Origin of the sequence: Empedobacter sp. UBA5036 (assembly GCF_002415215.1) — a bacterium.
Lineage (GTDB): Bacteria > Bacteroidota > Bacteroidia > Flavobacteriales > Weeksellaceae > Empedobacter > Empedobacter falsenii_B.
This window is the reverse complement of record NZ_DICC01000006.1, coordinates 1-10,186: the sequence shown is the minus strand read 5'-3', so window position 1 is coordinate 10,186 and position 10,186 is coordinate 1. Positions and strand designations below refer to the sequence as shown.

Annotated in this window: 12 protein-coding genes and 1 pseudogene; all 13 read left to right on the top strand. The window is 29.1% G+C overall.

The genetic code is table 11. From position 1 onward, the window contains the following. A partial coding sequence (locus B4J88_RS00430) for a hypothetical protein (RefSeq protein WP_291065843.1) occupies positions 1-191 on the top strand: 191 nt, incomplete at its 5' end. A 362-nt stretch (positions 192-553) separates the two neighbouring features. Then, positions 554-1,207 (top strand): MarR family winged helix-turn-helix transcriptional regulator, encoded by a 654-nt coding sequence (locus B4J88_RS00425; RefSeq protein WP_291049423.1) that lies wholly within the window; start codon positions 554-556, stop codon positions 1,205-1,207. Between the two features lie 11 nt (positions 1,208-1,218). After that, complete coding sequence (uraH, locus tag B4J88_RS00420) at positions 1,219-1,623, top strand: hydroxyisourate hydrolase (RefSeq protein WP_291065841.1); 405 nt, start codon at positions 1,219-1,221, stop codon at positions 1,621-1,623. A 9-nt stretch (positions 1,624-1,632) separates the two neighbouring features. Further along, positions 1,633-3,105: a phytoene desaturase family protein gene (locus B4J88_RS00415; protein ID WP_291065839.1), complete on the top strand. Its 1,473-nt coding sequence runs from the start codon at positions 1,633-1,635 to the stop codon at positions 3,103-3,105. A gap of 6 nt (positions 3,106-3,111) precedes the next feature. After that, positions 3,112-3,948, top strand: coding sequence for a phytoene/squalene synthase family protein (locus B4J88_RS00410; RefSeq protein WP_291050837.1), 837 nt, complete (start codon positions 3,112-3,114; stop codon positions 3,946-3,948). After that, complete coding sequence (locus B4J88_RS00405; RefSeq protein ID WP_125350626.1) at positions 3,945-4,403, top strand: hypothetical protein; 459 nt, start codon at positions 3,945-3,947, stop codon at positions 4,401-4,403. Before B4J88_RS00410 ends, B4J88_RS00405 begins: the two co-directional genes overlap by 4 nt. A 3-nt stretch (positions 4,404-4,406) precedes the next feature. Then, on the top strand, positions 4,407-4,865 hold the full coding sequence (locus B4J88_RS00400) for an SRPBCC family protein (RefSeq protein WP_221855912.1): 459 nt from the start codon (positions 4,407-4,409) through the stop codon (positions 4,863-4,865). 4 nt (positions 4,866-4,869) lie between these two features. Next, positions 4,870-5,328 carry a sterol desaturase family protein gene (locus B4J88_RS00395; protein WP_291065837.1) on the top strand — a complete coding sequence of 153 codons (459 nt, stop codon included), beginning with the start codon at positions 4,870-4,872 and terminating at the stop codon, positions 5,326-5,328. Further along, the gene (locus tag B4J88_RS00390; RefSeq protein WP_291065835.1) at positions 5,325-6,026 is read left to right on the top strand and encodes a lycopene cyclase domain-containing protein; all 702 of its coding nucleotides are present in this window, start codon (positions 5,325-5,327) and stop codon (positions 6,024-6,026) included. The genes B4J88_RS00395 and B4J88_RS00390 overlap by 4 nt, the downstream gene beginning before the upstream one ends. Beyond that, positions 6,016-6,573: a lipocalin family protein gene (locus tag B4J88_RS00385; protein WP_125350630.1), complete on the top strand. Its 558-nt coding sequence runs from the start codon at positions 6,016-6,018 to the stop codon at positions 6,571-6,573. Before B4J88_RS00390 ends, B4J88_RS00385 begins: the two co-directional genes overlap by 11 nt. Further along, a complete protein-coding gene (locus B4J88_RS00380; protein ID WP_291065833.1) occupies positions 6,563-7,861 on the top strand; it encodes a cryptochrome/photolyase family protein in 1,299 nt (432 codons plus the stop codon). Before B4J88_RS00385 ends, B4J88_RS00380 begins: the two co-directional genes overlap by 11 nt. Positions 7,862-8,258: 397 nt before the next feature. After that, on the top strand, positions 8,259-9,287 hold the full coding sequence (hemH, locus tag B4J88_RS00375; protein ID WP_291049451.1) for a ferrochelatase: 1,029 nt from the start codon (positions 8,259-8,261) through the stop codon (positions 9,285-9,287). A 572-nt stretch (positions 9,288-9,859) separates the two neighbouring features. Then, positions 9,860-10,023: pseudogene (locus tag B4J88_RS15250) on the top strand (IS982 family transposase); the annotation flags it as partial. Between the last annotated feature and the right edge of the window lie 163 nt (positions 10,024-10,186).

Below are 10,186 nucleotides of genomic sequence, written 5' to 3'. Positions count from 1 at the left end.
ATACTAAAATTAAAACTAAAATAATTATACTTAAAGACTACGAAGTCATGCAGTACGACATTGGCAGGCTTAGAATGACATCAATCAAATTGTTTTTAAATAAAAAACCAAATTGTCAAGCTGAATTCAGTTCAGCTTCTTATTATCGTCAGTCAGAGTGGCGTTTGCAAAACGTTGTATCGAAGACTTAGACGATAAATAACGAATTATAAAAACCCAACGATTTAGAATCGAAATGACAACGAATTTGAATTAGAAAAGAGGATGAAGAAACCGGCATTAATACTCTCACGTTAAGAAAATGTTTGAATAACGTTAAAAAGGTTTTAGCCCGTAGCGTTTTTAAAATCTTTAGTGAAATGAGAATATTTTTAGTAGAGAGGTTTACAGCCAAGTCTTGCTTGTGACGAGTCTGCCGAAGTATTGATAAGTTAGAATTATACATATAAAATTACATTGTTTTTTAATAAGCTCGGATATTATTTTTAATATATAGTATAATAATATTCATTATTTGTTTTAAAATAGTATATTTGTAAACTAAATATTGTATATGAATTTCCAATTAATCAAAGATGTAGTTGATTTAATAGAAGAGTTTGAAAAAGAAAATACGTGTAATGCTAATGCTTCTATTGATGATTTTAAAAAGTGGATTATTTTAAATAATCATCTAGAAAGTTCTTGTGATGTTCCTCATTGGATCGGAAAAGAGAAAATGAGATCGCCTGAAAGTGTTATAAGTACATTACTTGTTCATATGAATAGGTATGCGAAAAGTTATTCAAAATCTGCTATTATAGGATCGGATTTTTCATCTCAAGAAGATTTTATTTACTTAATCAATTTAAAGGCATTTGGGGAGATGACAAAAATGGATTTGATAAAGAAAAATGTGCATGAAAAACCAGTAGGGATGCAAATTATAAATCGATTAATTGCTAAAGGTTGGGTAGATCAAGCTTCATCTGAGCTGGATAAAAGAAGTAAAGTTATTCAAGTTAGTTCAGTAGGTTTAGAAGTTCTTGAAGAACAAATGGATAAAATTAGGCTTGCGACACAAATTGTAGCAGGTAATTTAACTTATGTTGAAAAAATGGAATTAATAAATCTACTTCATAAACTCGAAGAATTTCATCAAGCAATCTATGAAAAGAATTTTGAAACAGAATCTCTATTAAAAGAGGCTTACAAACATATTAATTAAATACAACTAGTATGAAAAAGAGTATATTTTTCTTTCTACTTATCTGTTGTTCGTTGTTTTGTTTTTCGCAAACGAAAACGTATCAATTGTCCAGTCATATTTTAGATAACTCTACAGGAGAACCTGCACCATCTGTTTCAGTTACATTAGAGAAAATGAATGTGGACAATTCGTGGACTAAGGTAAGTACACAAATAACAGATAAAGATGGTAGAATAGGGAATTTTTTACCTTATGGTCAGAATAATGACGGTGTTTATAAACTCGTATTTCATATTGAATCTTATTTTGATAGAAAAAAATTGCAAACATTTTATCCTTTTATCGAGATTGTTTTTCGTATTAAAGGGAATAAGCATTTTCATGTACCATTGACTGTATCTCCTTATGGTTATTCTACATATAAAGGAAGTTAAAAACGAGATATGAAAAAAAGAATAGCCATTATTGGATCTGGATTTTCTGGTTTATCAGCTGCTGCTTATACAGCAAAAGAAGGACACGAAGTACATGTATTTGAGAAACATAATCAGCCAGGCGGAAGAGCAAGACAATTAAAAACAGAAGAAGGTTATGTATTTGATATGGGACCTAGTTGGTATTGGATGCCAGATGTTATACAAGATTTCTTTGAGGATTTTGGTTATACTACTTCTTCTTTTTTTGAATTGATATCGTTAAATCCTCAATTTGAGATGATTTTTTCGGATGAAAAAATAGATGTACCTGAAAATTTTGAAGCACTAAAAGAAACCTTCGAAAAAATAGAGAAAGGTGCTGGTTTTCAATTAGAAAAATTTATGAAATCTGCCAAATTCAAATATGAAGTAGGAATGAAGGATTTTGTACATAAAACTTGTGCCAATTGGAGTGAATTTATTTCTCTTAAAATTGCTAAAAGTGCATTGAGATTAGATTTACTATCTAATTTTAGAGCCTATGTTGCACGGTATTTTAAAGATAAGAAATTGAGAGCTTTAATGGAGTTCCCCGTAATATTTTTGGGCGCATCTCCTGAAAAGATTCCTGCATTGTATAGTTTGATGAATTATGGCGGTTATGTATTAGGTACTTATTATCCTAAAGGAGGTTTTTATCAGCTGGTATTAGCAATGAAAAAAGTAGCAGAAGAACAAGGGGCGCACTTTCATTTTAATTGTAATGTTGATAAAATAAATGTAAAAGATAAAAGTGTAAGTTCACTTGTAATAAATGGTGAAATCTATGAATTTGATGAAGTGATTGCTTCTTCTGATTATCATCATACAGAAACACTTTTGAACGCAGAATATAGAAATTATACGGCTGACTATTGGGAAGAAAGAACATTTGCTCCATCTTGTCTGATTTTTTATCTTGGTTTTAATGAAACTATTCCGCATTTAAAACATCATACACTATTCTTTGAGCATGAATTAGATCTACATATAGATAGCATATACGAAAAGAAAAGATGGCCTGAAAAACCTTTGTTTTATGCTTGTTGTCCATCAAAAACTGATCATTCTGTTGCACCAGAAGGGAAAGAAAATTTGTTTTTGCTAATGCCGATTGCAACAGGAATAGATGACAATGAATTTGTGCGTCAGAAGTATTTAATGGAAATGCTTTCACGATTAGAAAAGCATACAGGTGTTGTAGATTTGCAATCTAAAATTGACTTTAAAAGAAGTTATTGTGTCAAAGATTTTGTGTCAGATTATAATGCTTATGGTGGTAATGCTTATGGATTGGCTAATACACTTAATCAAACAGCAGTATTAAAACCTAAAATAAGAAATAAAAAGCTAAAAAATTTATTTTATACCGGTCAGTTAACTGTTCCTGGACCAGGAGTTCCTCCCTCTATTATATCCGGTAAAATAGTGGCCAATGAGATCAACAAAATAAAAAAGTAATTCTATATGAAACAATTATTTGATGAGCTTTCTTATTCGGTGAGTAAGATGACAACTCAAAAATATAGCACAAGTTTTTCTTTGGGTATTCTCGCTTTAAAACCTTCTATTCGATCAGCTATTTATGCGATTTATGGTTATGTAAGGTTGGCAGATGAAATCGTAGATAGTTTTCATGGATATAACAAAGAGAAGCTTTTAAAAAGATTGAGAAAAGAAACTTTATATGCATTAAATGAGAGGATATCGCTTAACCCCATCTTACAATCATTTCAAGAAACTGTAAATTATTATAAGATTGATAAAGAACTTATCGATCAATTTTTGAGTAGTATGGAAATGGACTTGCAACAAATAGAATATGACTCGGACTTATACAAAACCTATATTTTAGGTTCTGCTGAGGTAGTAGGACTCATGTGTTTACAGGTTTTTACAGATGGTAATAAAGATAAGTATGCAGAATTAAAACCTTATGCGATGAAATTGGGCTCTGCTTTTCAGAAAATTAATTTTCTTCGAGATTTGAAAGAGGACTATCATATTTTGGGAAGAACTTATTTTCCGAATGTGGATATAAGTGGTTTTGATAATAAGATAAAATACGCAATTGAAAAAGAAATAGAAGAAGAATTTGATGAAGCGTTGATTGGGATTAAAAAACTTCCAGCTTCTTCAATTTTTGGTGTTTATCTAGCATATAAATACTATCTTTCTTTGTTTAAGAAGATCAAAAAAAAATCATCCAAAGAAATTTTAAATGGAAGAATTAGAATAGCTAATTCTGAAAAAGTTTTTGTTGCGTTTAAAAGTTACATAAGATATAAAGCTGCTTGGTTATGATTAAAATGTTAGGGTTTCTCATGGTGGGATTTTTAGGTTTTATAAATCACACTGAGGTAGTTCTAGAAGAGCTAAGGGCTAATTATGCTAAGTTATCTAATGACAAAGAATTATGTGCAAATGTAATAGTTGAATTGGACGATATAAAAAATAAATCTGCTATTTATTTGGGTTATTTAGGTGGTGCTCAAACAATTAATTCCAAGCATGTGTCTAATCCATTAAATAAGCTTAAAACTTTTAATAAAGGTAAAAAGAATATAGAGGAGGCTATACGTATAGAACCTGAAAATTTAGAATTGAGGTTTATTAGATTATCAGTACAAAAAAACGCACCCTCATTTTTGAACTACTATTCAAAGGTTGAAGAAGATACGCAAATTTTATCAGAAAACAGGCGTAAAATAACGTCTATAAATTTGCGTAGAAATATTGAAAAAATTTTAAACGAATAAGTGATGAAGTACCGTTTGTATAGAGAACAACAGTTGTATTGTGATATTGATACAGCTTGGCAATTTTTTTCTTCTCCAATGAATCTTTCGGAAATTACACCTAAAGATATGGCTTTTACAGTTTTGTCAGAAGATCAGGATCAGCCAATTTTTGAAGGTATGCTCATCGATTATAGTGTGTCACCGCTATTGGGTATTCCTTTGAAATGGCAGACAAAGATTATTCAAGTAGAGCATCAGAAAAGTTTTACAGATTTTCAACAAAAAGGTCCATATAAATATTGGAAACATTTTCATGAATTTATTCCCAATGAAAAGGGGATTTTAATGAAAGATACAGTAGAATATGAGCTTCCTTTTGGAGTTTTGGGAAATATTGTTCATTCTCTTTTGGTGAAAAAAAAATTGAATAAAATATTTGATTATCGTCAGCACGTATTAAAGAAATTATTTAATAAGTAGGTGTATGAATTTATTTTTGGTGTTGCTAGTATTTGTGCTTATGGAGCCTGTTACATGGTTTATTCATAAATATGTGATGCATGGATTTTTATGGTTTCTCCACAAAGATCATCATGACCATAGCCATAAAGGATCAGTTGAAAAAAACGATTATTTTTTTGTGATATTTGCGATTCCGACTATTGCTTTGATGTATTTTGGTTCGCTCAATAGTTATAATTACTTATTTTTTGTTGGGGTAGGAATTATGCTTTATGGTATGGCGTATTTTTTTGTGCATGATGTTTTTATTCATCAACGACTGAATTATTTTAAGCGAATAAAGAATCCGTATTTTCTTGCTCTTCGTAGGGCTCATAAACAACATCATAAGCATCTAAATAAAGATGATGGAGAATGTTTTGGGTTTCTATATGTTCCTTTCAAGTATTTTAAAATGTACTTTAATTCTGCGCAAAAATGATGTCTTATACTTATATTTTGATTTTATTTTTTACAATAATCATTTGTTTCATATCATCCTTTGACTCTCGTATTCTTTTTAACCGTCATTTTGGTTCATTTATAAAAGCTGCATGTGTAGTAGCTATTCCATTTATAGCATGGGATATTTGGTTTACAGCTAAAGGAGTGTGGTGGTTTAATACAGATTATACACTTGGTTTTTTTATAGGAGGTCTACCTTTAGAAGAATGGTTGTTTTTTATTTGTATACCATTTTCCTGCATATTTACCTATTTCTGCTTTGATAAATTTTTTAAATTAGATTGGCTTTCCTGTTTTAATAACCTGATTGTTTTTTTTAGTGTGATTGTTTGTTCAATCGTCGCTTTACTTTATTATGATAGAATTTATACCCTATTAACAGCTGTTATAACATTGGTTGTTTTACTGTACTTTCACTTTGTTCGTTGTGTAGATTGGATAGGAAAAGCTTCGTTTGTTTTCACTATTCTTATGCTTGGTTTCTTTCCTGTAAATGGTATTCTAACAGGTACAGGATTAGAGTCGCCAATTGTAAATTATAATCCTGATGATTTTTTGGGAATCAGAATGGGAACTATACCAATAGAAGATGCTGTGTATGGATATACGCAATTTCTTTTAGTTCTCTATTTTTTTAAACAATTTAAATCAAAATCTCATGAAAATGAAAAATAAAATACTATTGAAAACAGCTTGTATAGGATTGTTAATATTTTCCAATTCATGTTCCTCTATTCCTAAAAAGGCAGAAGCTGTTCGAAATTTTGAAGTTGATCGATATTTAGGTACTTGGTTTGAAATCGCTCGTTTAGATTTTCGTTTCGAGAAAAACTTGGATAATGTCTCCGCTAACTACACTTTTGATAAAAAAGGAAATCTGGTGGTTTCAAATAGCGGATTTAATAAGGATAAACAAGTATGGAAGCAAGCTATAGGTAAAGCAAAATTTAGAGACGGTAAGCAAATAGGAAAGCTAAAAGTAAGCTTCTTTGGACCTTTCTATGCTGGATATAACGTAATTGCTTTGGATGAAAACTATCAATATGCATTGGTTATAGGTAAAAATCTAAATTACTTATGGATTTTGTCTCGGACGAAAGATATTCCAGATAATATTAAAACAAACTTTCTTGCATTAGCTTCAGAAATTGGTTATGATATATCCAATTTGATTTGGGTAGAACATAATCGAAATGATAATCCATTTTTAAATGAAAAATAAAATTTCCATTTTTTGGTTTCGAAGAGATCTTCGTTTAGAAGATAATGTTGGGCTGTACCACGCTCTTTCATCTGGAGTTCCTGTGTTACCTATTTTTATTTTTGATGAAGGTATTCTACGACAACTGGATGATAAGAAAGATAGGAGGGTGGATTATATTCATCAAGCGCTTCAAAATATTAATGATCAATTAAAATCCTTTGGGACAAGTCTCCATGTATATTATGGTGATCCTTTCAAAATTTTTCAGCAACTTTCAACAGAGTTTGCTATTCATTCTATATTTTGTAATCGTGATTATGAACCTTTGGCAATTAAAAGAGATACTTCGATTTACAATTATTTTAAGTTATATAACATTTCGTTTAAAGCATTTAAAGATCAAGTAATTTTTGACAAGAAAGATATTTTAAAGAAAGATAGTTCTCCTTATACAGTATATACGCCGTATGCAAAAAAATGGAAACAAATTTTGAAAACAGAAGATTATAAATGTTATAAGCCTGATTACAGTAAATTTTTGAAAACAGAATTCAAAACGATTCTTTCACTGAAAGAAATTGGTTTTTTAAAAACATCAATTTTATTCAAACAGCCAAAGCTAGATAAGGAAATTATTCAAAATTACCATAAATATAGGGATCATCCTGCTTTACAATGTACGACCCAATTAGGTATAGCTCTAAGATTTGGAACGATTAGTGTACGAAAATGTGTTGCGTTAGCGATAGAGCTAAATGAAACATGGCTAAATGAATTAATTTGGAGAGAATTTTTTATGCAAATACTCTATCATTTTCCATATGTTGTTCACCAACCTTTTAAGGCTAAGTATAATTCTATTAAGTGGAGGAATAATGAGCAGGAATTTAAGCTATGGTGCGATGGGAAAACAGGTTATCCTATTGTAGATGCAGGAATGAGAGAGCTTAATCAAACTGGTTTTATGCATAATAGAGTAAGAATGATAACAGCAAGTTTTTTATGCAAACATTTACTCATAGATTGGCGTTGGGGAGAGGCTTATTTTGCATCAAAACTAAACGATTATGATTTGTCTGCAAATAATGGTAATTGGCAATGGGTTGCTGGATCAGGATGCGATGCGGCACCTTATTTCAGAGTCTTTAATCCAACTCTTCAGACAGAGAAATTTGATAAAGAATCTCTTTACATTAAAAAGTGGGTATCAGAATTTGAAACTGATGATTATCCTTCTCCTATAGTTGCTCATAATTTTGCTCGAAACAGAGTTTTAAGCATTTTTAACGAAGCATTCAATAAGTAAAATGAAAGAATAATAATGATTTAAAATATTAAACGATTATAATATATTTTTCCACATTTTCTGCTTTTGAAGAATTAATATCAAAACTTCACTACAAGGTATCTACATCCATACTGAAATTTCAAGCTGGATTCAATTAAGCACCTTATTGTCTTTAGTAAAAGTGAGGTTTGTAAAAACTTTCTATCAAAGATTTAGATTAAAAATAATGAATAATAAAAACACTTAAGGACAAGAGTATTTTGATTGTTATAAAACAATTATAAATATTTCCGATTTGTAAATGTTGTAATGCATTAATATACAAATTTCATTTAAATTGTAAATAGAGTTGCATGTTTATACATTTTTTTAAAATATTTATTAAAAAAAATTAGTAACCATAAAAGTAAATAAATTGAGTAAAAAAGGAATATTATTAGTTAATTTAGGATCACCTAAATCTACATCCGTAAATGACGTAAAAGAATATCTTGGAGAGTTTTTAATGGATGAAAGAGTTATTGACTATAATTGGATTCTAAGAACACTTTTAGTAAAAGGAATAATTCTAAATACAAGACCATCAAAATCCGCAGAAGCTTATGAGAAAATTTGGACAGATGCGGGATCTCCTTTAATAGTCATTACTGAAAAAATAAAAAATAAATTACAAAATATTGTTGATATTCCTGTTGAAATAGGAATGAGATATGCTGAACCTAGTATAGAAAATGGAATTTCTAAACTAGTTGAGAAAGGAGTCAATAAGATTGTACTATTTCCATTGTATCCTCAATATGCTATGAGTACAACAGAATCTGTAGTAGAGAAATCAGAAAAAGTAAGAAAAGAAAAATTTCCATTTGTTAAAATAAATTATGTGGAACCATTTTATAATAAAGATATATATATAGATTGTCTTGTTGAAAGCATAAAAGACAAGTTTTCGAATGATTATGATGGGCTGTTATTTTCTTACCACGGTATCCCAGAAAGACATATTTATAAAACAGATCCTACAAGGACTTGTAATTTAAGTGACTGTTGTGATAGAGAATTTAATCCAAGTCATCAATTCTGTTATCGTCATCAATGTTTTGAGACAACAAAAAAAGTGATAGAAAAATTAAATTTATCTCGCGAAAAAACAATTGTTTCATTTCAATCTAGACTAGGAAAAGATAAATGGATTGAGCCATATACAGATTCTACTTTAAAAGTTTTACCATCAAAAGGAATAAAAAAATTGGCAGTTGTTTGCCCTGCATTTGTATCTGATTGTTTGGAAACTCTAGAGGAAATAGCAATGGAAGGAAAAGAAATATTTATTGATAATGGGGGAGAAGCTTATGAGTATATTTCTTGTCTAAATGATAATGATTCATGGATACATGTAATCAAAACTTTATGTGAAGAAAAAATAGATGATTTTTATTTATTATAATCTTAAACATTTAACAATTATAGATTAAATTCAAATATTCTACATAGACTTTTAATTGTTAAAAGTGATTCTATCAGTTATTAGTATGCTATTAAGCTAATAGATCTAAATTTTGCATATAAGATTCTTAAAATGTTTTTAAAAGATTAGCTATTTACAGAGAAGTGTATATAAATCAAAAATATTAATATAAGAATGGTTCTGTTATAAAGGATTTATAATAGAACCATTTTCATTTTTTACAAAACAATTGCTAAGCGCAAAGCGAAAGAAATTTATATATCAAATTGGTATATAGTTTCAAGAACAATGTTTATTATTGTTGTTCTTATAGTTTGTTATTTACTTCTGGCAAAATGGAATGGGAGAAACTATAATGCAGGGTTATTATTGTTGTATTTCATCACTTCGTAGACAATAAATATAATTATTTTAGTATTGATTTCAGTATTTCATATGGAGTTTTTCCTTTAAATGATCCATGTGATCTATTGAAATTTAGCTGGTGTTTTCCAGGGGATTGATATCAATCACGCATCTGTTTATGATATTCATTTTTTGAATGATATAAATCTCAACTATGCGATCAGTTTATGATTAGACGCAATTATGCAAAGACTTTTGAAAGGTTTAAAACCAGAATTCCAGCTAAAATTACTGCACTAATAGTGATTCAGTACATTAATAAAATTACTTTAATTGAAATATTAAAAATCTAAAAACTCAAATTATTTAAAATTCACAAGGGGTTTTTTAAATAGTTTATTGTTTTTATAAAGATGCTTTATTATCATTTTAAGAAAAAATGGCACTTTAATTGATTTATGTCATAATAAATTTATGTATAATATAAATAAATAACAATAAAGCTATAAGTTTTTGTAATCTTCCCTAAAAAA